Here is a 22,973-nt window from a genome sequence, read left to right as displayed (position 1 = left end):
GAAAGACTGATTTTCAGGCAGGAGGATAATATACATGAATCCATCTCCGTTAAGATACCCAGGAGGGAAATATAAATTATATAAGTATGTAAAAGAGTTAATTATTACAAATGGAAGTACAACTTATATTGAGCCATTTGGTGGAGGCTCAGCTATTTCTTTGGCATTGCTAATTGAAGGGGTAGTCAATAGAATAATTATTAATGATTTTGATTATACAATATACTGTTTTTGGAACAGTGTAATCAATGATACAGATAATTTTATTAAAATGATAGAAAATACAGATGTCAATATTGATGAATGGCGAAGACAAAAAGAGGTTAGGAACAATATTGATTATTTTTCAGAATTAGAGGTTGGATTCTCTACCTTCTTTTTAAATAGGACTAATCGTTCAGGCATTATTGACAAGGCGGGGCCAATAGGTGGGTTTGACCAAACGGGTAATTATAAAATGGATTGTCGTTTTAATAAACCTGCTTTAATAAATAAAATAAGAATAATAGAAAGTTATAAGAATAAAATAACATTAAAGAATATGGAAGCCATTGATTTTATAAATGATGAGATATTAATAACAAGGAATTCGTTTACTTTTTTTGACCCACCTTACTATAAAAAAGGACCAGGACTATATAAAAATTTTTATCAACATGGAGATCATGTGAATTTGGCTAATGAAATACACAACGTTATGAAAAATAGGCGATGGATAGTTACTTATGATTCAACAAATGAGATAAAAGAAATGTATCAAGCAAACAATGGTATGGAATTTAATTTACAATATACTTTGCAAAATAAGCGAGCGGGAAAAGAAGTAATGTTTTTTTCAAAGAAGACTAAATCGTTGTTAAAACCAGAGCGATATTTATCTGTGACTGAGTATCTATAAACTAATAAACATTAGGAGTGGACAATATTGGGACAAACAATAAATATTAAACTTGATGAACTTCTTAATGATTTTGAAAACCCTAGACATGATATAGCGGTAAACGAAGAGGACGCAGTAAAGAAATTGATAGAAAAGGTCGGTGGTGAGAATATGTTGCGCCTTGCCGAAGACATATATACAAGAGGATTAATTCCTTCTAATGAAATTGTGGTAATATATAATGAAGATATCGGAAAATATGTGGTATACGAGGGAAACCGAAGAGTGGCGATAATGAAAATTTTAAAGGATCCTGAACAATTTAGCTTTTTGAAAAAAACTTTTTTGGCTAGTATAGAAAAAATAAAGGCCAATAATAATCCAGTAATTAACTTTGAAGAAATAAAATGTTATGTGACAAATGTAGATGAAGCTTTATTTATTATGGAAAGACAACATTCAGGTGAAGATAGGGGGAGAGGGCTTAAAGCTTGGACACCTAGAGAAAAGGACATTTTCAAGAATAGAAGAAACAATTCCAAAACAGTACCAGCAATGATTGATGAGAAAGTTCGTGAGTATTACAATAATAAAGATATCACTCAGGAAATGAAATATACTAATTTAGGTCGGATTTTTAATAATAGAGGAGTAAAGAAAATAATAGGGATTTCTGATGAGGCGAGTTTGGATAAAAAATCCATTGATTTAATTCTTTCTTTGGTTAGCCAAGTTAACAAGAGAGCAGAACGAGATAATACAAGTGTTTCACGTATGCTTAATAGAGCCAGAGATACCGAAGATTTGATAATTGCACTGATTGAAGAATCTAAATCAGAAAATGATCCAAAAACCCCTGAGGAAGGTGATGTTTCGATATTAAAGGTGAAAACGCATACTATTATTGAGGGTACAGAACTAACGTTAAAAGACTTGATAAACGAAGGGCTACCTGTAGATAAAATAAAAATATTTTCTGATTCTAACTTGGTAATCAGGGATAAGTTTGTTGTACTCGGAGATAATCATAAAGGGGAATATACAATAGGTTTTACTTTGAACACAAACAATGAAGATTTACATTTGAAAATTGAAGAAAAGAAAGTAAAGAAGCCCGACTCATTTGAGATTATTAATCATTTTGTTAAAGTGGAAAATGGGAACAGCGTTAATTTACACGATTTTATTAAATATTCGGGAGATGCTAGTGATTTGAGGTTCCATTCAACTAATTTAGTTATTGCGAAAAATGGAAATGTATCAGCTACTAATGCTATAGGAGAATACAGTGTCAGAATTAATTTGCCAGAGAGTTCTTATTCTCGAATTATCGAATTACAAATTTATGAGAAAAAGAAACCTCCTATCACAACTGATTTAAGGTTGCAGATAGACAATGACTGGTTGCTGGTACTTGATTATGGACTCGCTAAGGAGTACGATAGGAAAATTACTAGTTTATTAACAGAACTTATTGACTTGAATATGTTAGGGTTAGATAATATAGAAAAATTTAACTCAGCTAGGCATTTGCTAGTTCTATCATTACTAGAGGTGTGTTTCCTAAGATATACGTATAGAACTAGTGGTAATTTAGATGGCATCTCTGAGGGTGGACTCCACGGGAAGATAATGCAAGTGATTAATAAAATGGCGATGGATAAGGTTATTGATAAAGGTGAAAAAAATCAAATTAAGGTACTTGTGAATGATAATGGTTATATTACTACAATGAATAGTATAAAGCATTCATATGTTTTAGGCGATGTGTATATATTAAAAACAGTTTTCTCTACTCTAAGATGCTATATAGCTTACTGTATCAACATCTAAATACTCTTAATCAGCGGGTCGTGGGTTCGATCCCCTCACAACCCATTTCATAAAACCGTTTAGGCTGTAGAGCTTAGGCGGTTTTTTGTTTGTGAAATTAGAGGTAAAAAAGTTAAGAAATGGTTTCCATGGGCAGGGATGCTAAAAAGCGAGCTTCCATTGAAAGCATAGTTACTCTCTGATTTGGTTTTTTTGGAAAAATTTTAGTAAGAAAACATCACCTAAATATTCCGATATATGCTACAATAAAGTTGATAAATCCCAATTTTGTTAACGTTAATAAATATACAAAATGAGAGCGTTAACTAAAAAGGGGAAGGGGGGAGAAAAGGGAGTACAGGTTACCTAAAACTATAGAAAAAGGAGAATTTAGAATGACAAACAAAAGAAATTTGCTGAAAAAAGGCTTTATTATGTTCTTGGTAGTGTTGATGGCTTTAGTTGCTATACCTCAAAAGGGGGAAGCTGCGTATAGCACTATTACCTCATCGAAAAATGTTAATTATTCAATGGATATTGTAAAAAGCGATATAAAGTATAATGTTTTTAAGAATGCTCCGTATAATTTACCGAATTCAACTTTAGTATCTGATTCAGTAAACTTTATCGGTAGCAAATATCAAGCTGTAAAAGAAGTGGTAACTGATAACAGTAGAACGTGGGTTAATTTCAAAGATTTAAAGGGTACTGAAATTGGCTGGGTAGACAAAAATGCGGTTAAACAAGGCGCTAATTTCCGGACAGTTACAGCAAGTAAAGTGGTCAATTATTCTATGGAAATCGTACCTACAGAAATCACTTACAATGTGTACAGCAATGGGCCTCATAACACGCCAAACTCTGCCCTAGTTAATAATTCAAGCGCTTACTTCAAGCAAACATTCCGGGCTGTAAAGGAAGTTGAGACAGATTCGGAAAGAACATGGGTCAATTTTGTGGATTCTACAGGAAAAGATATGGGGTGGATTGACCTTAACGCTGTTCAATCTAATGAAAAGATGACAAAGCCAGTTGTAACAAGCCATAAATTGACTAGTAACACTGGATATCTTAATTTAAAATGGGAGCCGAGAGCAAATGCGGTTGCCTATAAAGTTGGTTTTTTCAATGGATATAACTATCAATATGTGAATGTCGGCAATGTCACAAGTTGGAGTACCCAAGGAAAGAAAATATGGGCAACAAATGAAGATTTGGCTGTAGGTAAATATCAATTGCATGTGGACGGAGCAGGAAGTGAATTGCCGATAGATCCATTAAGAACCTATGTATCGGCTAATAAGGCCAATCCTAGTGTGAATTATACAGATAGGCTGTACTACTATGCTCGTGTGGTGGCTGTTTATGCCAACGGTGAATCGCCTGTGTCAGATGCTAATACTGCAACGATGCCACTTTCTAGTATAGACAATGTTAGTACTATCTCTCCAGCGATAGATGAAACTTCAGGAGTACTGAGTATTGAATGGGATGCAGTTAGCCAAGCAGCTGGATATAAGGTGTGGATATTCGATGGGAAAACATTCCATCCTTACGATGTGAAAAATAATTTAGGATGGAGCTCGCAAGGAAAAGGGATTTGGCCAAGTGCTGATGATACTAATCAAGGGAGAAAAGAGCTTTATGATAATGGATTGGGAAGTGAACTTGCTATTAATCCAGCTCCAGTTTACCACTTAAATAATCCGGATTTTGCAACAACAACCGATTATTACACCCGTGTGACGGCATATGATGTTAATGGCGATACAATTGCCTTGCATCAAAATCAAAGCATTAGTATGGAGAGTAATCTTTCAGAAGAAGACGTAATAGATGATGATGCATTCGGTAGTGGGGTTGACCAAGGAGTTGTAGAGAATGAGATAGGGGAGAAGACAGAATACTACGATCCTGAAATAGTGGCGGATACGCCTGAAGGGGAAGAAATAGAGTTTGACGAAGGACCTCCTATGCTACGAGCAGTGGTTTCCTACTGGGTTGTGGCTAGTAAAACTAATACAGGTAAATCGTATGGTCCTTGGAGAATTGGAGTGGCGTCTAAAAAATCTAATGCGACAGGTACACTTTCATATTCTGAATCATTGACTAGTAGCAATTCATTTACCGGGACGTTGAAGGTACCTAAAACGAAAGTTGATGCTTCTGTGGGTTTTAATATTACTAAGAGTGTAACAAAAACGGCAGGTATGAGTGTGAATGTTAAGAAAAATAAATCGTACACGATTTATCATCGCAGAGTATATACAACATATAAAGTTCCACAAAAGCTAAAAAAAGTTGATAGTTGGACTGGTCAAACGTACTATGGATCAACTTCATATCTTTATCTGAAAAAATTTTCACACATTGAATTTAAATCGGTAGAAAAATAAATAGTGTGAGCTAGTTTTACCCCACGACGTACAAATGTAAAATAAAAATTTCCTTGAGGTCATAGTCTGCTCAAGGAGATTTTTGTTTTAATATGGAATTTTTGAAGATGTTTTATTTTATTTTTAAATCTTTATATATATACAACACCAAAAAAATAAAACTGATACTAAAAAACATAATAGGGATAGGCATTAAGCCAGTATCGAATAGCCCTGTATATGTATCTCCATTAATTAATCCACCTTGAATGGCTATTTTTTTCACAAAAACGATAGCCTGGATAATAAATATAAGGATAGTTCCTATAGTAACACTGATGAAAAAATATTTAAAATACATAGTTACCTCCTTTTTTATTAGTAATCTAACATATATTAACTTTGATTGTATTTTAAGAGTGATTTTCTGCTACCCATATATATCTAACTATGAGTAAAACAACTAGTATACTACCCTTTCATAATATCACTAAAAAGAGAAAAATCAAATAAAAGGCCATGCTATCCTCTGTTCGAAGATAGTACAGCCTTCCTCATCACCCATTCCCCGTAATCAAATTCCACACCAACAGCACCAAAGCTAAAACTAACAATAAATGTATTAACTTCCCGCCGATGCGTAGAATCAGACCGATAACCCAAATCACAAATAAAACCACAATAATCGTCCAAATAATTCCTGACATATGTAACCTCCTCAGGCTCTGCCGTCCTTATCTTTACCACTCTGCAAAAAGGTGAAACATACGAATTAGTAGGGTAGCAAACCGGAAATATGCTAAAATAAAGCAAATCTCAATAAAAAGGAATGATAAGCATGAAAATCCACATAACATCTCAAACCGAATCTGACATCCCAGAACTATGGGAAATCGAAAAAAGCGTGATGGTGAAAGGAACCACCCCACATGTCGTGACTGAAAACGGTTATGAGCAATTCAAAAAAGACGTCATGACGCAAAATATGCTCGTAGCTAGAAATGAAGACGGAATCGTTCTAGGATCTCTAGTCTATCACAGTCCAGGGCTAGCCCCATCTCGCCAAAAACAATGGCTTTTCGGCATCTCGGTAGCCAAACAAGCGCAGGGACAGGGCGTTGGAAGACAGCTAATTGAACATTTAATCGAGCTTGGTAAACAAAATAACATCGGCAAAATTGCGCTTCGGGTCATGGCTACCAACACGAATGCTCTCCACTTTTATCAACATCTTGGCTTTGAGCAGGAGGCCTATTTTAAGCGTGAATTCTGGGAGGACAATCAATGGTTAGATGACTACCAGTTGGCCTATTATCTTGATTAGTCGCTAAAATTCATCTATTTCCCAAAACCATGGTATAATCTTCTGGGAGGTATATCATGACAAAAGATGTTAAATTTAGCAATATAAAAGGGATTCTCATCTTCTTAGTAGTACTCGGCCATTTATTACTCATAGTCAGAGGCGGCATGGAGTCGCTCATCCTGCTAATCTACGCATTCCACATGCCAGCATTTATTTTTCTGAACGGCTATTTCGCGAAAAACGTGACTTGGAAAAAGGTATTAAATCTACTTTTGCTATACATAATCTTTCAATCATTCTACGCGGTCATAACATACGTCACACATTACGGCGAAATATTCACGTTCCGCTTCACAACGCCAATTTTCCACTTATGGTACTTAGTCAGTCTAGCATGTTTCTACGCAGTCGCAATCCTGCTCCACAAAATCGGGAAGTATCGGATCTGGAGCATGTTCATCATAGCGGGTATCTTAGTCGCTAGCGTCGGAATTCGCTGGTGGGCAACAGGTTTCCTAATCGAAAACCCCACAATCTCAGGCCAATTCCTATCCATCCAGAGAACATTTGTATTTTTCCCATTCTTCTTGCTCGGTTTCTACATCAACAAAGAGACGATGGGCAAATATAGCGCGGCGCTCGGAAACTTCAAATTCAAAGCACTACTCAGCGCAGTTCTGATTTTCATCATCGTCTATGTGCTATCCAACAACCCACTACGATTTGAAAATGCGTTCTACGGCTTCCTGCAATCCAGCGCTTTTTCCAACACGATCCTGCAATTCCTAAAAATCGAGTTCCAGCAATACATCATCGCACTTATCATGATTACGATTCTATTCATGCTCGTCAACAATCGCGAAAGCACACTCACAAAATGGGGCGATAATTCACTAGTCATTTTCCTGCTCCATCCGATATTTTTCTTCATCATTCGAATGTTCGCCGCGGATTTCACGACTTGGAACCCCTTCGTAAAACTCGCTTTCATCATCTGTATCTCGATTTTCGCATGCAGCTCGTTGGTTGCCATTAGCAGTCATATTCGCTGGCTACTGAACCCTCTAGACAGCATTCAAAAACTCCGACGCACCGAAATATTGGAGGAAGAAGCGTAATCCAAAATAAGCATGAGCGCAATCAGGCTCGTGCTTATTTGTCGTTCGCCTTATAAATTGGTATAGCCTTATTCGGCATGTGATTTTCCTAGCTGCATTCAACGTATAAAAAAATACATTTGCGACATATAACCCTACGAATATACACATATATTCACAAACTCGGGACATTTGTTGTATGTCCGTCCTATTTACCCGATGATTCAGCCTATTCATATATAAAATTAAAAACATAGTAATACCCTTTATCTATCAATGGTTACAAAGAAAAATAAAAATTATAAGCGTTCTTCTTTGTCGAATGGGTAATTTCTGTGGTACAATAAACTCAAATGATAGCGTTTACATTGTGAAATAAAAAAGTATGGTGTTTGGATTCGTTTTGCTGTATGATAGAAGAATAATCTTGAAAGACATTGTTTCACAGAGGCTCGAGATGTTGCCTGATTGGTAGGGTTTCATCTGGCCAATAATAAGGGGGAAATACATATGTCAGAAGAACGAACATTAGAGAGAGGCTTAAAAAATCGTCATGTGCAGTTGATAGCGATTGGGGGTGCGATTGGGACTGGTTTGTTCCTTGGTTCTGGGAAATCGATTCATTTAGCTGGTCCGTCGATTCTGTTTGCCTACACGATTACTGGGATTATTTGTTTTTTGATTATGCGTGCGCTTGGTGAATTGTTACTATCAAATTTGAATTATCATTCTTTTGTCGATTTTGTTTTTGATTATCTTGGAAATGGAGCCGCGTTCGTTACTGGTTGGACGTATTGGTTCTGTTGGATTTCGATTGCGATGGCGGATTTGACTGCGGTCGGTCTTTACACACAATTTTGGTTCCCGAATGTGGCGCAATGGGTTCCAGGGCTAATCGCGTTAGTTATTTTGCTCGTGATGAACCTTGCAACCGTAAAGCTGTTCGGCGAAATGGAATTTTGGTTCGCGCTAATTAAGGTTATTGCTATTTTAGCCCTGATTATCGTTGGTACATTTATGATTATCAAAGGATTTTCAACGGATGCAGGTGCGTCTAGTTTTACTAATCTATGGAGTCACGGCGGTTGGTTCCCGAACGGTGCGAGCGGCTTTATCCTGTCGTTCCAGATGGTTGTATTCGCCTTTGTGGGCATCGAGCTCGTCGGTCTGATGGCTGGTGAGACGAAAGATCCTGAGAAAGTTATTCCAAAAGCGATCAACAACATCCCAATTCGGATTATTATCTTCTATATTGGTGCGCTAATCGTGATCATGAGTATTTATCCGTGGAATGATATTAACCCGGTGCAAAGCCCGTTCGTGCAAGTTTTCGCGGCACTAGGAATTGCGGCAGCTGCGGCAATCGTTAACTTCGTCGTCTTAACTTCGGCAGCATCAGCGTGTAACAGTGCGGTTTTCAGTACGAGTCGTATGGTTTACTCACTAGCTAAGGAAAAAAATGCACCATACCCAATGACAAAATTAACATCGCATAAAGTTCCGGCAAATGCGCTGTTCTTCTCCACAATCGTTATCTTGATTGCAGTTATTCTGAACTACGTGATGCCAGAAGGTGTGTTCACGTTAATCACGAGTATTTCGACAGTGTGTTTCTTGTATATCTGGGGAATCACGGTTATCTGTCACATGAAATATCGCAAAACACGCCCAGAACTTGCAGCGAAAAGTAAATTCAAAATGCCGTTATATCCAGTTGCGAACTACGTTATTCTCGCGTTCCTTGCGTTCATTCTAGTCGTTCTAGCATTGGCGGAAGACACACGCGTGGCACTGTTCGTAACACCGGTTTGGTTCGTACTTCTGGTTGGGATTTACTTTATTCGTAAAGCTAGAGGGCAGAAGCAAGAACAGAATGCGACAGATTTAGACTAATATATAGATAGTAGAAAACGCTCCTTTCGAGGGGCGTTTTTGCGTTAAACTTGAATAAATCCTTTTTCAGGCGCAAAATAGGGTATATAGAAAGTAAAGCGTGCAGATTAGGGGAATGTTGGATGGATTCGGTGATTTTAATTACGATTATTATTGTGATTGTTGGCTTGGCCTTCGATTTTATAAATGGCTTTCATGATATTGCGAATGCGGTGGCGACGAGTATTTCGACGCGTGCGCTGAAACCGCGGGTAGCGATTGGGATTGCTGCTGTGATGAATTTTTTCGGGGCGATTTCGTTTACGGGTGTGGCGGTGGCTTTGACGTCAAGCATTGTGGATCCGTTTGCCTTGAAAAATGGGGAATTCGTGGTTTTATGTGCGCTGATTTCGGCGGTGATTTGGAATTTGATGACGTGGATCGCGAAAATGCCGAGTAGTTCGTCGCACGCGCTGATTGGGTCGATTGCTGGTGCTTCGATTGCTTCGGCGGGGAGTTTTGGCGTGCTGAATTGGAGTGGTTTCACGACGATTATTATTGCACTGATTATCTCGCCAATTATCGGTTTTTCGGTCGGATATTTGATTTATTCGCTGTTCAAATTCATTTTTCGGAATAAGAAGTTGGTACAGACGAATCGGCATTTCCGGATGGCGCAGATTGGCACGACGGCGATGCAGGCCTACGCGCACGGAACGAATGATGCGCAGAAGACGATGGGAATTATCACGCTGGCCTTGATTGCGAGCGGTTTGCAGACGGATTCCACGATTCCATTCTGGGTGCAAGTGAGCTGTGCGGCCGCGATGGCGCTCGGTTCATCGATTGGCGGTTATCGGATTATTAAAACGGTAGGCACGAAAATCATGAAAATTGAACCGGTGACTGGTGTTGCGGCGGATCTAGGCTCACTTTCGGTAATCATGAGTGCGACGCTAATCCATTTGCCAATCAGTTCGACGCAAGTGATTGACAGTTCGCTGATGGGCGTTGGGACCGCGAATCATAAGAAGGAAGTTAACTGGCGGACTGGGAAAAGTATGCTGGTGACGTGGATGATTACATTGCCGTGTGCGGGTATAATGGCGGCGGTGGTTTATTGGATTAGTGCGGCAATATTTTTGTGAGTGGAAAAAGAGTAGTATGGAGCAGATTATTGGTTTTACACAACGACGAACATAATAATTAAAGGGTCGAGAATAGTCGCTGCCGTGTTGTGGCAACTATTCTCGACCCTTTTTTTACAAAAACAACACCATATGCTCTTCATCAAAATACGTGCCATCCAGCTTCAAAGCGCGTTTCTCGAGACTGTAAGGTACAAATCCAAGCGAGGTATAGAGTTTTCGTGCCTGCTTATTATTCGTAACGACGGATAAATAAACTTGCTCGATGCCTTCTAGTTGTTGCGCCTGCTCGATTGCAGTGCCGATTAAGGCTTTGCCGACGCCGCTGCCACGTCTTTCTGGGGCAACGTACATCGCGACGATATTGGCTCGGTGACGCGTTTTGATACGTTCTTCTCGAATTAAAGTCACGACGCCAACTAAATTCCCGCCTGAAAATGCGCCGAATGTCAGGGAATATGGGGATTGGAAGCGGATTTCGTATTTTTGTAAGGCGGTGTATTTCTCTTCTTCAAAACTTGTCGCAAAAGCTGCGGGACTTTCTTGCAGGGCTTGGAGTCTGATTTTTACGTATTGATCGACATCTGCTGTGGTTAAAAGCCTGATTTCCATTTTTTCACCCCTGATTCCAAGTTTTTAATACTTAGTCAGTAATGATCCTGCTGCTTCGTCGATAATGAACACGACATTTGGATGTTTTTGCAAAATGGATGCTGGGCAATCTTCGGTAATTGGGCCTTCGAGTGTTGCTTTTACGGCCTCTGCTTTTCTTGTGCCAGAAGCGGTTACAAGGATTTGTTCTGCTTCCATCATATCGGCAAGACCGAGCGTCAGCATTTGTTCTGGTGCTTCTTCGCGTGTCACTTTGTAATAAAGCATCGTGCTATTAATCGTGGAATCGTCGCTATCTGCTAGGAATAAACGGGAGTCAAAAGGTGTTCCAGGCTCGTTCGCGCCTAAGTGAGCGTTTACACCAAGTCCGAGAATTTGTAAATCACGTTTATTGTCACGCAAAATCTTATTATAGCGCGCGATTTCTTCGTCAAAACTGGATAAACTACCATCTAATAGGCCGATTTCGCGTGGTTGCTTTTTAATTTGATCGTAGAATTTTTGGTGCATGTAGCTGTATACGCTGAATGAGCTTTCGCGCGGGGCGATAAATTCATCGAGGTTCATCATAAACACTTTTTCGATGTCGACTTCATCATTATTGATGCCTTTTACGAGATTTTCGAACATACCGTCATAACTTGCGCCGGTTGTTGTGTTGATTACTGGGTTTTCTTTGGAATCGATGACTGCTTTTACAACGTCATACGCTTTTTCGGACATTTCTTCATATGTTTTTGTACGGATTATTTTCATTAGTTCTCCTCCTTGTCGATTAACTCCAGAATACCGTGTTTTGGGTGATTTTGCAACATTCAGATTTGCATTAGAGTGAACTGGAAGGTGTATACTGAACTTGTTGAAAAAGCAAGATTGCACGCTGTTATTGTTTTTAATGACTAATAATCGAATGAATCTATGTGAAAAAGTGCTTGGTTTCGCTTACAAGGACTTTTTGCCGTGGAATTGTCACATTTGAAAAATGGTAAATTGGGGGATAAGGAGTGTTTTTTGGTCGATTTTTAGTGTGGGAAACTCTATTTTGTGTCGGAGTTGCTAATTCGGAAAATGGCGGGAAATGTTGAGATGTAATCTTTTATAATATTGGTGGAAAACGATGAAATATCTTGAAATTTTGTGTTTTTGGTGGAAAATGCAATTGTTTCGCGTGATTTGGCGAGGTATACTTTCTTTATCTGAATCAACACGTTATGAGTTGTTTTGGAATTATGTTGTTGAAAGGGAGTTGATTTTGTGAAACGGAAAGTAGTGTTTTTTGCTTTTGTGATGATGTTGATGTTTGTTTTTGGTGGAGTGATGAGGGTTCAGGCGGCTGAGGTGATTCAAGTGGATCGGTTTATGGAGAAGGATAATAAGGCGGCTGCGACGGGGAATGCGCTTGGATGGGCGAAAATTTTGGAAGCGATTAACCTGAGTGATGACAGTACGACGATTCAGTTTGGGACGGGGAAATATTATGTTGATAATACGTTAAAAGTCCCGTCTAATGTGATTATTAAAGGGGCGACGGCGAATGCGAAAGATAGTGAATTAGTTTTCACGGCGCCGAAGCAAGGGTTGACGACAGAGGCTGCGAATCCTACGAGCCCTAAGTACATAAAGAATGTGTTGATTCGCGATATAAGCATTCGGTATGAGATTGATCCAGTCATTATGAGTGGGCATGCGTACGCGTTTTCTTTGATTAATTTTGCGGGGGATTATAAGGATGATAGTACATCGCTTGCTGAGCCTTACGAGCGCCTCGATAATATCCAAATGGAGAACATTATTGCGGACGGGAATGAGCAGGCGAACTCGATTATTTATCTGGGTGGGATTAAGAATGGATCGGTGAAAAACTCGGAAATTCGGAATTCTAATTTGCAGAGTGGGATTGCGATGGAGTATTGCCAGACGGTGGTTGTTGAGAAGAATAAGATTGAAAATATTGGTCGTGCGGGTATCGTGATGTATCGCGGGAATGGTGGTAGCGGAACGAAGCAAATCTCGATTATTGGGAATGAAATTCGTGATTGGATGCAGCGCTATGGTACGCAGCATTTTTATGCACCGGCGAACATGGAATATTCAGCGGATGATCGGAAATCGATGGTGGACGGCGGGATTGATAGTTACGGTGCCGCGAATAATAATATTATCATTGATAGCAACCGGCTTATCGGCGGGGAGGGCAGCAATAAATACAATCCGAGCAATATTCAAATCAATAACACCGAGCGAAAAAAGAAGGATCCACAGGCAACGGATTTAAGTTTACAGCATGAGGTGCAGACGGATAAGGGTGGTAAAATTGTAGCGGATAGCGTGGATGCAACGCTACAGAAAAATATGACGGGTTACACGGCGATTCGCTTGTCTGGGGCGGAGAACGTGCGGGTTACGAATAATTTTGTCCAGTTGGATAGTTATGATAATTTTGCGTTTATGGCGCTGTATGAACGGGATCGCCAAGGTGTGAAAACAACGCCGAAAAATATTATTATTAAAAACAATGATTTCAATGCGAGTGGTAGGATTCGTTATCCGGTGCGAATTTTGACGGGCGCGGTGAATAAATCGCGTGGTATTAGTATTGAGAACAACCGTTTCGACATTGATGGGTTGGTGGATAATTATTATAAGGTGATGGTGGAGGTTCGGAATCCGGTGGAACTGCTGAGTGTTACGGATAATAAGGCTTCCTGGGATAAGCAAATCAATGGCTGGGTAACGGTTGCGGATACGACGACTTCGAACTATATTAATAACCTCTTGATTTGGGGGAATGCTGGTACGAAGAAGACGGATGCGACGCGGGTGTTGAATAATACGATGCCGTCGACGTTGCGGATTGCGCCACTTGAGCTTCCGAATCCGGTGACGCCGTTTATTGGTAATTTATACACGGGATATGCAGATTATAAAGTCGGCGAAACGAATATTAAAGGAATGTTGGTGAATAATCAAGGGCGCTATCAAATCGTGATGGTCGTTATTAATGGCATTGGTATCAAAAATGCGACAGTGAACCCTGATGGGAGTTTCTTGATCAATGTGAAAGCGAACAATATAACGAAGGATATGCAAGTTGCGGTGCGCTATCGGGTGAATGGGAATGAGACGTATGATTCTGAGATGCAGGTGAAAATTACAGAATAAGGGGTCAAAAACACGTCAATCTGTGTTGGAAAAATAGTTGCAAGATGAAGTGAGTGTGTGCTATACTCAGGTTAGAGAAAAGAATGTGGGCAGGCACATGGTCAACTCGATATAAATGTCAGACATAAGGGCTGACTGTTGGCGAGCAACGGAAAAACCTGCCATGTGGAGAGAAGAGTAGCACTAGCTATTCTTCTTTTCTTTATCTAATTTTCATGAGGAGTGTTAACTATGTTGAAACAACTGACGAGTGGGCATGCATTTTTTAAGGAACATTTTGTTAACAAACGGGTGACTTATGTGTATAAGGATAAAGAGAAATTGATAATGTAGAAAAAGCACTCGACGTGATGGCTCGTCTAACCTCAGTGTGTCGACAAATGCTTAGTTTCTAGGCGAAAGCGAGTACAAGAGCGGAGCGTACTAAGGTACGTGAGCACTGGAACGGAACTTTTAACGACGAAAATGAGTGTTTGTCGATACACTGTATGCATTTGTGTGGTGTGCAGTATCGGTAGGTGCGGCGACTTTTTATAATGACATTGATAATAAAACATTACGAATAAAGGATGTTATTTTGAAGAAGGATGGGACAACGAAGCAGAAGCTACAAGCGTTGCCGCTTTTGAATGAGTTGATTGGGGAGCAGGTCAAAGTGTGCCTTCAGGGGAACTATTTGCATTTAGCGTATGATATGGCGATTAGGTCTAATAAAAGTATTTTGGCGGTGACATTGAAGCATGCGTACGTGGATAAATATGTGCCGACGTCGCTTTTGAATTTGCGAAACGGGAAGTATGATACATTGAATCCGAGCTTTCTTGTGATTTGTATTGTGAAGGAATGCTTTTCTACGGGGGAAAGGGCCTATTTATTATTTAAGGAATCTTATAGAGTGGAAATAGAGCGATTTTTGGAGCATGATGCGTGGCTAGTTGGCAATGTGCTAGTGTGAGGATATAACTTTTGCTTATTTTTTTGCGATGTATGGCAAGTATTGTTATAATTGACAACAGATGCAAAAAAAGAGGTGGAATTGGATGAAAACTTGGATGATAGAAAGAAAGCAAGAATTATTGGCGATTGCGCTGATACTTATTTTTACCGCACCGCTATTTATTCTTGGTGGGAACAGCCATATTCGAATTCACGATAATTTGGATTCTAATATGACATGGTATCGAGTACTGCTTAATAGTGGGAATTATTTGGCGGAAACGGGGAGTAATATTCCTCAAATGTTGGATGGTGTTGCGCCTAGGGATGCGTTTGATTCGCAGTTTGTTGGGATTGTCTGGTTGTACGCGATTTTTCCGACGCCACTCGCGTTTGCCTTTAGCCAGCTGATTACGCGGGTATTTGCGTTTATCGGTATGCGATTGTGGTTGCGCGATTATATTATTAAAGATCCATCGAAAAAATACATAACGCTTTTTGTATCAGTAGCATTTGCCTTGACGCCGTTTTGGCCATCGGGAATGCTCAGTACGCTGGGAATGCCGCTTGCGTTATGGGCGTTTCTGAACATTCGTAAAGGGAAGAAGAGCATCTGGAATTGGTTGATTTTGACGTTGTTACCGTTTTATTCAAGTCTGATTCTTGGTTTTTGCTTTTTGTTGTTTTTAGTAGCGTGTATTTGGGTGTATGATATTGTGAAGAAACGTGGCTGGAATTGGCGTTTTTTTGGCAGTATGGCTTACATGTCAGCGATTTACTGTGTGGTGAACTATCGTTTTATTTCGCAGATGTTTTTCCAAACGAATGAGCCGGATTCGAGAAGTGCTTTTGATTTGCCGAATAATAGCTTTTTAGGGTCTATTAGGCTGACGTTTAAGAATTTCACGATTGGACATACGCATGATCAATCACTTGCCACATATATTATTTTGCCGGTGATTTTACTAGCCCTGATTGTGATGTTAGTGAAAAAGGATTGGCGAACGCAAAAACCATTTTTGTGGTTACTGGGGCTTAACTTTTCGTTATCGGTTTGGTATGCGTTTTGGTGGTGGGGTGCTTGGAATCCGATTAAAGAACAGATTTCGATTATGCGCTCGTTTAACTTTTCGCGGTTCCATTTTTTACAGCCGTTCATTTTTTATGGAATATTTGCTCTTGCGCTTGTTTATTTTGCAAGTAAGGGTGGTTGGTGGAAGAAGTTTGCGATTTTAGGGTTGGTTCTGCAGATTGGTGTAGTATTTGCTGGGAATTCAGAGATTGTTTATCGTGAGGCTGGGACGCCATCGATTGATCAGTTTTATGCACGGAATCAGTTTCAGGATATAAAAGCGTATATTGGGAAGCCGCAGAAGGATTATCGAGTGGCGAGTATTGGGATTCACCCTTCGATTTCGCAGGAGAATGGTTTTTATACGTTGGATGGATATGTGAATTCGTATCCGCTGAGTTATAAGGAGAAGTTCCGCGAGATTATTGCGAAAGAGCTGGATAAGAGTCCGTTGTTGAAGGGTTATTATGATGGCTGGGGGAATCGGGTGTATATTTTCTCGGCAGAACTCGGGAAAAACTATTTGTTTGATAAGAATTCTAAGAAGCATATTAAGCATTTGGAACTTGATACGAAGGCGTTTAGAGAAATGGGTGGGGAATATATTTTCTCGGCGGTACCTATTGATAATGCGGCGGAAAATAATCTACATTTAGAAAAAACATTTGAGGATGAACAATCAGCTTGGAAAATATACTTATATAAAGTGGGTGACTTGAATGCGGGATAAACCGATATTAACGATTATTGTTCCTTGCTACAATGAGGAGGAAGTTTTGAAAGAGACGATGAATCAGCTGGGACTGATTTTGCAGGATATGAAGGGTAAATCGATGATAGATGAGGCTAGTGATCTGCTTTTTGTTGATGATGGAAGTCGTGACAAGACGTGGGATATTATTGCGGATGCGATGGCGACGGTGGATCATATCAATGGCGTGAAATTGAGCCGGAATTTTGGACATCAAAATGCGCTGCTTGCTGGAATGCAGGCGGCGGAAGGACGTTCGGATTGTATTATTTCGATTGATTCGGATTTACAGGATGATGTTGGTGTGATTCCGGAGTTTGTGGAGAAATATCGCGCGGGTTATGAGGTTGTTTACGGAATTCGTGATGAGCGTAAGACAGATACTCGATTCAAGCGTGGTTCGGCGCATTTATTTTATAGTATGATGGGCAAGTTTGGGATTCATTTAATTCCTGATCATGCGGATTATCGGTTGCTTGGAAGTATGGCGCTGCAAGAGATGAACTTGTTCCCGGAGAATAATATTTTCTTGCGAGGGATTGTGCCGCTGATTGGTTTTAAATCGGAGAAGGTTTATTATCATCGGAAAGAGCGGTTTGCGGGTGAATCTAAGTATCCTTTGAAAAAAATGCTGGCTTTTGCTGCGGATGGTTTGACGTCGTTTAGTGTGGCGCCGATTCGACTGGTGACGGGGCTTGGCGCGCTGATGTTTGTCATTGCGATTGTGATTGGCATTTATACATTTGTGCAACATTTATCTGGTACGGCAACAACGGGGTGGTCGTCTTTGATGCTCTCGATTTGGGTCATTGGAGGCGTGCAGATGATGAGTCTAGGTGTTGTCGGAGAATATATTGGGCGTATTTATTCTGAGGTGAAACAAAGACCGCGGTTTATTGTGGAGCAGGATTCTTATGTCGAGAAATAATTGGAATCATGGATGGGGATGCTTTTTAAGAGGCATCATTCATCCATGATTTTTTCTGGATTGCGTATTCTTTTTCTGGCGCGGATGAGTTCAGATAGGGCACCGGAACCTAGCACGACGCCAATAATAATGAGTAGGAAGCCTAGGATTTGCATGAAACTGATTTGCTCGTTTAGGAATAAAGCGGCACCGATAAGTGAGAAGAATGGATTTAGATTCATGAAAATGGCTGTTTTCGATGGGCCGATTTGACCGACTGCGAAATTGTAAATTAGGTTTCCGAATGCTGTCGCAAGTAGGGCTGAGGCAAGGAAAAGTAACCATAGGGATGACGAGTGGCCGCTCATTTGGGCAAGTCCGTTTGGTTCTTCGATAAGGCTGGTGAAGAATAGTAGAATCGAGCCGATGAGTAGCATGTACGCGGTCATTAGTCGCGGATCGAGTGAACCGGAGATGCGTTTAATGATGATGAAGCTGAAACATTGAGATAGGATTGCGATGAATACATAGATGTCTCCGAGTGAGGCGCCTGAAAGTCCCTGGCCGCCAGTGAGCACGATGAGTGATACGCCGAGAAGTCCTGATACGAGTCCGATTAATTGTGGAATCGAAATGGCTTCACGCAAAAAAATAACGGCTAAAATAGCTGTTAAGATTGGTCCTATTCCTAAAATAAGCCCGCCATTTGTTCCAGTTGTCATCGTTAGACCTGATGCTAGGAAATAATGGTGTAGCACGATATTGAATAGGCTTCCGGCGAATATGTAGCCGAGTTCGCGCCGTGTTGGAAGTCTGAATTTGCCGATTGCGACCAGAAAAATAAAGACGGCGACTGCGGCTGTGAATATTCGGAAAGATGTCATGGTTATGGGTGGGAAATGGGCGACTAGGACTTTGGTGGCTGTCACGTTTAGTCCCCAACTGGCCATCACGAGAACGAGTAGTAAGTATAGGGATGTTTTTGTTTTTTCATTTTGCATGGTTGGTACGGCCTTCTTTCTTTGTTACTATGTAAGACGTTAATACTCGTAGTATAGCACAGAAAGCATGCATAAAACCAAGCAGAGCGATTGGCCTACTTGGTTCACAATGTTATTCGATTGATTTACGATCGTGCCAATTTTTCCCGCGGACGATTATGACGTCACAAGGTGCGTGTGCGGCTACGTAATCGGAGACGCTACCTAGGATGAATTGCTCGGTGGGTGTTAATCCAGTGGATCCGACGAGTACTAAATCTGGCTCGAATTTATCGATAATTTTCTTCACAAAAGTTGTTTTTGGAGTTCCGAATTTGACGAATGTTTCTACGTTTTCGACGCCGAGTTGTTCTGCTTCATTTTTATAAATTTCAACGAGGCCTTTGCCGTATTCTTTGGCTTTTTTGGCGTATGTTTGCTCGTAATCGATAAGTGGCGCGATTCGGCGGACATCAGCGACAAAGCCGATTCCGAGTGTTGCGCCGTCTTTTTTTGCGATTTGAATGCCGCGTTTTAGAGCCTCTTCTGCTTCATTGGAGCCGTCCACACCTACTAAAATCCTACGATAGATTGTCATTTTGACTTCCCATCCTCTCTACGTTGGTTTCCCTTATAACACCATACCCATTTTTTCGATGGATAATGCGTATTTTTTGGAGAATCGGATTTATTTGTGGTACACTTGGGGTGAAAAAACGAATAATTGGAGATTGGGATAGAACGCGAGATAAGAATGGTTGTTGTCCTGCTGGGTAGGAAGAAGACCATGCTTTACACAAATCGAGCGAAAGCATTTGTATTCCACAAGTTTAGTGGAAGCCGGAAGCGGAGTGTACGACTGTACATGAGAACCGGAAGTCCGCGAAACTTGTGGAATGCGAACGCTTGCCGCCGATTTATCTTGGGTAGTAACCAATCTCTTGTACTAGGGGAGTCTTACTTAAGACCGAGATATGGATATAAATTCATGGACCCTTTGAACCTGTTGAGTTAGCACTCGCGTAGGGAAGTATTGGGAACTTGATGTAGAAATCATGACGCCTTTTCTTGCGCTATTGCTGACGTGAGGGAAGGCGTTTTTTTGTATGGAAAAAAGGAGGAGTTGGAAATGGTGCGTTTTTCGGAGGAATTACATGCGGAAAATCGGGAAATTTGGCAGAGGAGTAAGGATCATCGGTTTGTGCAGCAGTTGGTGGACGGGAGTTTGGACAGGAGTGCGTTTCGGTATTATTTGTTGCAGGATCATTATTATTTGACGCATTATGTGAAGGTGATTGCACTTGGGATTGCTTATGCGGATGATTATGATGCGATGATGGAGCTGAGTCAATCGCTTGCTTCTTTGGAGGCTTCGGAACTTTCGATGCGGGAAAAATTTTATCCTCATGTGGGGATTGAGACGGCGGATTTGGATGGGATTTTGCCGAGTCCGGCGGCTTATCATTATACGTCGCACATGTATCGGCTGGCTGGTTCGCAGTCGCTGGGCAGGATTTTGGCGGGAATTTTGCCGTGTTATTGGTTGTATCGGGAAATTGGCGAGCAGTATGCGGGTTGTGTGAGTCCGGATCCGTTGTACCAGGCTTGGTTGGATATTTATCAGGATGCGGCGTATGCGGAAGGATTGCAACGGCAAATTGATTTGTTGGACCGGGTGGCGCAGGGGTTGCCGGATGGTGTGTTGGCGGAGATGCGGGCGGATTTTCGGATTAGTAGTTACGCGGAATTGGCGTTTTGGGACATGGGTTTCGAGCGGCAAACATGGGATGGGAGAGGTGATTTGGATGGCGAATTGGCAACTTATTGAGGCGGTTCGGACGCGAAATCCGTTGGTGCACGTGATTACGAATATTGTGGTGGCGAATGATTCGGCGAACGGCTTGCTTGCGATTGGGGCGTCTCCGATTATGGCGGCGGCTGTGGAGGAAATGGCGGAGCTTGGCGGGATGGCGGATGCGGTTGTGATCAATATTGGGACGCTGAACGCGGATTTGGTGGCGTCGATGCTGGCTGTTGGAAAAGCGGCGAATGTAGCGGGAAAACCGGTGGTGCTGGATCCTGTAGGTGTTGGTGCGACGGTGTTTCGGCGGGAAACGGTGCGGCGTTTACTGGCAGAAATTCAGTTCGCGGTGATTCGCGGGAATTTGGGCGAGCTGGCGAGCATTGCTGGTGTTGATTGGCAGGCGCGAGGCGTTGATGCGGGTTCAGGAGATGCATCGCAAGCTGCTGAGATTGCTTTAAAAGTAGCGCGGGAATATCAGACGATTGTTGCGATTAGTGGTGCTGTAGACGTGATTTCGGATGGTAGGCAAGTGATTACCGTGGAAAATGGGGATGCACTTTTGCCACAAATTACGGGTTCGGGTTGTTTGTTGAGTTGTGTGATTGGAGCTTTTGTTGGCGTCACGGATGATTATTTAGATGCTGTTGTGGCGGCGTCGGCGAGCTATGCGATTGCTTCGGAATATGCTGTGAAAACGCTAAATCGGCGACTTCCGGGCTCTTTTCGGGTGGCGTTTATCGATGAATTGGCATCGTGGCAGACGCATAATCAAGAGGAGCTGGCGTGCGTGAAGGAGGAGGTTCGGCGATGATTTTTCCACAAGCAGTTACGATTGCTGGGTCTGATAGTGGCGGTGGAGCGGGGATTCAGGCTGATCTTAAGACGTTTCAGGAGCGCCGTGTTTTTGGCATGTCAGCGATTACTGCGATTACGGCGCAAAACACGATGGGGGTTCAGGCTATTCACCCGGTTCCGGTCGAGATTTTGGCGGCGCAACTGGATGCTTTGAATGATGATTTTACGATCACTGCGGTCAAAACGGGGATGCTGGTGGATGTTGCGACGATTGATACGGTTGTTTCGAGGTTGCGGCATTTTAGTTGGGGCGCGTTGATTGTCGACCCGGTCATGATTGCCAAAGGTGGCGCGCCGCTCGTGAGTGAAGATGCGATTGCGACGATTCGTGAAAAATTGCTACCGTTAGCGTCTATCGTGACGCCGAATATTCCGGAGGCAGAAGCGCTTGCAGAAATGTCTATTGAAACCAATGCGCAAATGGAAACAGCCGCGAAATGCATTCAAAAACTTGGCGTCCCAACGGTTATCATTAAAGGAGGGCATAGTCAGGATAGCGAGGAATCGCGTGATTATGTGTTGGATGGGGACACTTCCTTTTGGCTTGATGCGAGGCGTATTGAAACGACGCAAACACATGGCACTGGCTGTACTTTTTCGGCGTGTATAACGGCTGAACTCGCGAAAGGTGCTTCTACGGAATACGCGATTCGTACCGCCAAAGCTTTTATAACGAGTGCGATTTCGCAACCGCTTGGCATTGGGAATGGGCACGGTCCGACAAATCATTGGGCACACAGGAAGGAGCATCAGGAATGAGTGTTAGAGATATGTTAGAAATTTATTTCGTTGCGGGGACGCAGGATGTTCCACGAGGACAGCTACTTTCCGTTTTGGAAGATGCACTTCAATCTGGCGTTACTTGCTACCAATTCAGAGAAAAAGCTCTTACTGAAGCGGCTGAAATTGAGGTGCTCGCTAAGTTATGTCAGGAAATTTGTCAGAAGTACGGTGTTCCGTTTTTTGTGAATGATGATGTAGAATTGGCGTTGAAAATTGGCGCGGATGGGATTCATGTGGGGCAGGATGATATGGCGATTTTGGATGTGATTGGAAAATGTGCTGGGAAAATGAAAATTGGGCTTTCTGTCAATACGCTGGCACAGGCGGAGGTAGCGGCTACTTACGCGGAACTTGATTATATTGGAGTGGGCCCTATTTTTGCAACGACTTCGAAACTGGACGCGAAACCAACGACGGGATTGCGGTTGATTCGTGATATTCGGGAGGCTGGGATTGGGTTGCCGATTGTTGCGATTGGGGGCATTTCACAAAATGATGTAGAGTCAATTCGAGATGCTGGTGCAGAAGGGGTTGCGGTTATTTCGGAGATTACAAAATCTGGAAATATACCGCAAACGATTGCTAGTTTTAGATAAGAAAATAAGCGACTGTTCTTAAACT

The 22,973-nt window shown here is 41.5% G+C and carries 21 protein-coding genes and 1 riboswitch; of the genes, 15 read left to right on the top strand and 6 right to left on the bottom strand.

Annotation, left to right across the window (positions count from 1 at the left end; genetic code table 11):
• The first annotated feature begins 34 nt into the window (after positions 1-34).
• The 3 genes from DUK53_RS04660 to DUK53_RS04650 all read left to right on the top strand — a co-directional run bounded on the left by DUK53_RS04660 (position 35) and on the right by DUK53_RS04650 (position 5,088).
• Positions 35-898 carry a DNA adenine methylase gene (locus DUK53_RS04660; RefSeq protein WP_036132136.1) on the top strand — a complete coding sequence of 288 codons (864 nt, stop codon included), beginning with the start codon at positions 35-37 and terminating at the stop codon, positions 896-898.
• Positions 899-925: 27 nt separating this feature from the next.
• Positions 926-2,713, top strand: coding sequence for a hypothetical protein (locus DUK53_RS04655; RefSeq protein ID WP_052164939.1), 1,788 nt, complete (start codon positions 926-928; stop codon positions 2,711-2,713).
• A gap of 374 nt (positions 2,714-3,087) precedes the next feature.
• On the top strand, positions 3,088-5,088 hold the full coding sequence (locus DUK53_RS04650; protein ID WP_036132133.1) for an SH3-like domain-containing protein: 2,001 nt from the start codon (positions 3,088-3,090) through the stop codon (positions 5,086-5,088).
• A gap of 112 nt (positions 5,089-5,200) precedes the next feature.
• On the opposite strand, the gene DUK53_RS04645 is transcribed toward DUK53_RS04650, so the two are convergent.
• Both DUK53_RS04645 and DUK53_RS04640 read right to left on the bottom strand, forming a co-directional pair.
• The gene (locus DUK53_RS04645) at positions 5,201-5,428 is read right to left on the bottom strand and encodes a hypothetical protein (protein ID WP_036132130.1); all 228 of its coding nucleotides are present in this window, start codon (positions 5,426-5,428) and stop codon (positions 5,201-5,203) included.
• Between the two features lie 196 nt (positions 5,429-5,624).
• On the bottom strand, positions 5,625-5,774 hold the full coding sequence (locus DUK53_RS04640) for a lmo0937 family membrane protein (protein ID WP_112859896.1): 150 nt from the start codon (positions 5,772-5,774) through the stop codon (positions 5,625-5,627).
• 131 nt (positions 5,775-5,905) lie between these two features.
• On the opposite strand from DUK53_RS04640, the gene DUK53_RS04635 reads away from it, so the two are divergent.
• The 4 genes from DUK53_RS04635 (at position 5,906) to DUK53_RS04620 (ending at position 10,490) form a co-directional block, all read left to right on the top strand.
• Positions 5,906-6,391 (top strand): GNAT family N-acetyltransferase, encoded by a 486-nt coding sequence (locus DUK53_RS04635; protein WP_036132127.1) that lies wholly within the window; start codon positions 5,906-5,908, stop codon positions 6,389-6,391.
• Positions 6,392-6,447: 56 nt separating this feature from the next.
• Positions 6,448-7,491 carry an acyltransferase family protein gene (locus DUK53_RS04630; RefSeq protein ID WP_036132123.1) on the top strand — a complete coding sequence of 348 codons (1,044 nt, stop codon included), beginning with the start codon at positions 6,448-6,450 and terminating at the stop codon, positions 7,489-7,491.
• 489 nt (positions 7,492-7,980) lie between these two features.
• Positions 7,981-9,363, top strand: a complete 1,383-nt coding sequence (locus DUK53_RS04625; RefSeq protein WP_483306202.1) for an amino acid permease — start codon at positions 7,981-7,983, stop codon at positions 9,361-9,363.
• A gap of 122 nt (positions 9,364-9,485) precedes the next feature.
• Positions 9,486-10,490: an inorganic phosphate transporter gene (locus tag DUK53_RS04620; RefSeq protein ID WP_036094782.1), complete on the top strand. Its 1,005-nt coding sequence runs from the start codon at positions 9,486-9,488 to the stop codon at positions 10,488-10,490.
• Positions 10,491-10,604: 114 nt separating this feature from the next.
• Here the strand turns inward: DUK53_RS04620 and DUK53_RS04615 are convergent, their stop codons facing one another.
• Both DUK53_RS04615 and DUK53_RS04610 read right to left on the bottom strand, forming a co-directional pair.
• The gene (locus DUK53_RS04615; RefSeq protein ID WP_036094783.1) at positions 10,605-11,102 is read right to left on the bottom strand and encodes a GNAT family N-acetyltransferase; all 498 of its coding nucleotides are present in this window, start codon (positions 11,100-11,102) and stop codon (positions 10,605-10,607) included.
• Between the two features lie 24 nt (positions 11,103-11,126).
• Positions 11,127-11,858, bottom strand: a complete 732-nt coding sequence (locus DUK53_RS04610; RefSeq protein ID WP_036094784.1) for a glucosamine-6-phosphate deaminase — start codon at positions 11,856-11,858, stop codon at positions 11,127-11,129.
• A 498-nt stretch (positions 11,859-12,356) separates the two neighbouring features.
• On the opposite strand from DUK53_RS04610, the gene DUK53_RS04605 reads away from it, so the two are divergent.
• The 4 genes from DUK53_RS04605 to DUK53_RS04590 all read left to right on the top strand — a co-directional run bounded on the left by DUK53_RS04605 (position 12,357) and on the right by DUK53_RS04590 (position 17,951).
• Complete coding sequence (locus DUK53_RS04605) at positions 12,357-14,264, top strand: right-handed parallel beta-helix repeat-containing protein (protein WP_036132116.1); 1,908 nt, start codon at positions 12,357-12,359, stop codon at positions 14,262-14,264.
• A gap of 469 nt (positions 14,265-14,733) precedes the next feature.
• Complete coding sequence (locus DUK53_RS04600) at positions 14,734-15,219, top strand: PBECR4 domain-containing protein (RefSeq protein WP_052164938.1); 486 nt, start codon at positions 14,734-14,736, stop codon at positions 15,217-15,219.
• 97 nt (positions 15,220-15,316) lie between these two features.
• The gene (locus DUK53_RS04595) at positions 15,317-17,002 is read left to right on the top strand and encodes a DUF6044 family protein (protein WP_036089409.1); all 1,686 of its coding nucleotides are present in this window, start codon (positions 15,317-15,319) and stop codon (positions 17,000-17,002) included.
• A complete protein-coding gene (locus DUK53_RS04590) occupies positions 16,992-17,951 on the top strand; it encodes a glycosyltransferase family 2 protein (protein ID WP_036089395.1) in 960 nt (319 codons plus the stop codon). Before DUK53_RS04595 ends, DUK53_RS04590 begins: the two co-directional genes overlap by 11 nt.
• 35 nt (positions 17,952-17,986) lie before the next feature.
• Here the strand turns inward: DUK53_RS04590 and DUK53_RS04585 are convergent, their stop codons facing one another.
• A complete protein-coding gene (locus DUK53_RS04585; protein WP_036132113.1) occupies positions 17,987-18,931 on the bottom strand; it encodes a DMT family transporter in 945 nt (314 codons plus the stop codon).
• 112 nt (positions 18,932-19,043) lie between these two features.
• Positions 19,044-19,508, bottom strand: a complete 465-nt coding sequence (locus DUK53_RS04580; RefSeq protein WP_036089391.1) for a universal stress protein — start codon at positions 19,506-19,508, stop codon at positions 19,044-19,046.
• A 340-nt stretch (positions 19,509-19,848) separates the two neighbouring features.
• Positions 19,849-19,956, top strand: a riboswitch (TPP riboswitch).
• 83 nt (positions 19,957-20,039) lie between these two features.
• On the opposite strand from DUK53_RS04580, the gene tenA reads away from it, so the two are divergent.
• Genes tenA through thiE form a run of 4 tightly spaced genes read left to right on the top strand, consistent with a single transcriptional unit; the run spans position 20,040 to position 22,948 of the window.
• The gene (gene tenA, locus DUK53_RS04575) at positions 20,040-20,738 is read left to right on the top strand and encodes a thiaminase II (RefSeq protein ID WP_052164937.1); all 699 of its coding nucleotides are present in this window, start codon (positions 20,040-20,042) and stop codon (positions 20,736-20,738) included.
• Positions 20,716-21,525 (top strand): hydroxyethylthiazole kinase, encoded by an 810-nt coding sequence (thiM, locus tag DUK53_RS04570; RefSeq protein WP_052164936.1) that lies wholly within the window; start codon positions 20,716-20,718, stop codon positions 21,523-21,525. The genes tenA and thiM overlap by 23 nt, the downstream gene beginning before the upstream one ends.
• Positions 21,522-22,328: a bifunctional hydroxymethylpyrimidine kinase/phosphomethylpyrimidine kinase gene (thiD, locus tag DUK53_RS04565; protein WP_036132110.1), complete on the top strand. Its 807-nt coding sequence runs from the start codon at positions 21,522-21,524 to the stop codon at positions 22,326-22,328. Before thiM ends, thiD begins: the two co-directional genes overlap by 4 nt.
• On the top strand, positions 22,325-22,948 hold the full coding sequence (gene thiE / locus DUK53_RS04560) for a thiamine phosphate synthase (RefSeq protein WP_036132107.1): 624 nt from the start codon (positions 22,325-22,327) through the stop codon (positions 22,946-22,948). Before thiD ends, thiE begins: the two co-directional genes overlap by 4 nt.
• Positions 22,949-22,973: the final 25 nt, after the last annotated feature.

Origin of the sequence: Listeria sp. SHR_NRA_18 (assembly GCF_003856515.1) — a bacterium.
Classification (GTDB): Bacteria; Bacillota; Bacilli; order Lactobacillales; family Listeriaceae; genus Listeria_A; species Listeria_A newyorkensis.
Note: the sequence above shows the minus strand (reverse complement) of the source record. Positions and strands in the feature narration are given on the sequence as shown.

Excerpts from the sequence above, each read along its gene's own strand:
- DUK53_RS04585 (WP_036132113.1), bottom strand. The coding sequence starts at position 18,931 with ATGCAAAATGAAAAAACAAAAACATCCCTATACTTACTACTCGTTCTC.
- tenA (WP_052164937.1), top strand. The coding sequence starts at position 20,040 with ATGGTGCGTTTTTCGGAGGAATTACATGCGGAAAATCGGGAAATTTGG.
- DUK53_RS04640 (WP_112859896.1), bottom strand. The coding sequence starts at position 5,774 with ATGTCAGGAATTATTTGGACGATTATTGTGGTTTTATTTGTGATTTGG.
- DUK53_RS04625 (WP_483306202.1), top strand. The coding sequence starts at position 7,981 with ATGTCAGAAGAACGAACATTAGAGAGAGGCTTAAAAAATCGTCATGTG.
- DUK53_RS04610 (WP_036094784.1), bottom strand. The coding sequence starts at position 11,858 with ATGAAAATAATCCGTACAAAAACATATGAAGAAATGTCCGAAAAAGCG.
- DUK53_RS04590 (WP_036089395.1), top strand. The coding sequence starts at position 16,992 with ATGCGGGATAAACCGATATTAACGATTATTGTTCCTTGCTACAATGAG.
- DUK53_RS04660 (WP_036132136.1), top strand. The coding sequence starts at position 35 with ATGAATCCATCTCCGTTAAGATACCCAGGAGGGAAATATAAATTATAT.
- DUK53_RS04615 (WP_036094783.1), bottom strand. The coding sequence starts at position 11,102 with ATGGAAATCAGGCTTTTAACCACAGCAGATGTCGATCAATACGTAAAA.
- DUK53_RS04580 (WP_036089391.1), bottom strand. The coding sequence starts at position 19,508 with ATGACAATCTATCGTAGGATTTTAGTAGGTGTGGACGGCTCCAATGAA.
- DUK53_RS04635 (WP_036132127.1), top strand. The coding sequence starts at position 5,906 with ATGAAAATCCACATAACATCTCAAACCGAATCTGACATCCCAGAACTA.
- thiE (WP_036132107.1), top strand. The coding sequence starts at position 22,325 with ATGAGTGTTAGAGATATGTTAGAAATTTATTTCGTTGCGGGGACGCAG.
- DUK53_RS04630 (WP_036132123.1), top strand. The coding sequence starts at position 6,448 with ATGACAAAAGATGTTAAATTTAGCAATATAAAAGGGATTCTCATCTTC.
- DUK53_RS04645 (WP_036132130.1), bottom strand. The coding sequence starts at position 5,428 with ATGTATTTTAAATATTTTTTCATCAGTGTTACTATAGGAACTATCCTT.
- DUK53_RS04620 (WP_036094782.1), top strand. The coding sequence starts at position 9,486 with ATGGATTCGGTGATTTTAATTACGATTATTATTGTGATTGTTGGCTTG.
- DUK53_RS04595 (WP_036089409.1), top strand. The coding sequence starts at position 15,317 with ATGATAGAAAGAAAGCAAGAATTATTGGCGATTGCGCTGATACTTATT.
- thiD (WP_036132110.1), top strand. The coding sequence starts at position 21,522 with ATGATTTTTCCACAAGCAGTTACGATTGCTGGGTCTGATAGTGGCGGT.
- thiM (WP_052164936.1), top strand. The coding sequence starts at position 20,716 with ATGGCGAATTGGCAACTTATTGAGGCGGTTCGGACGCGAAATCCGTTG.
- DUK53_RS04650 (WP_036132133.1), top strand. The coding sequence starts at position 3,088 with ATGACAAACAAAAGAAATTTGCTGAAAAAAGGCTTTATTATGTTCTTG.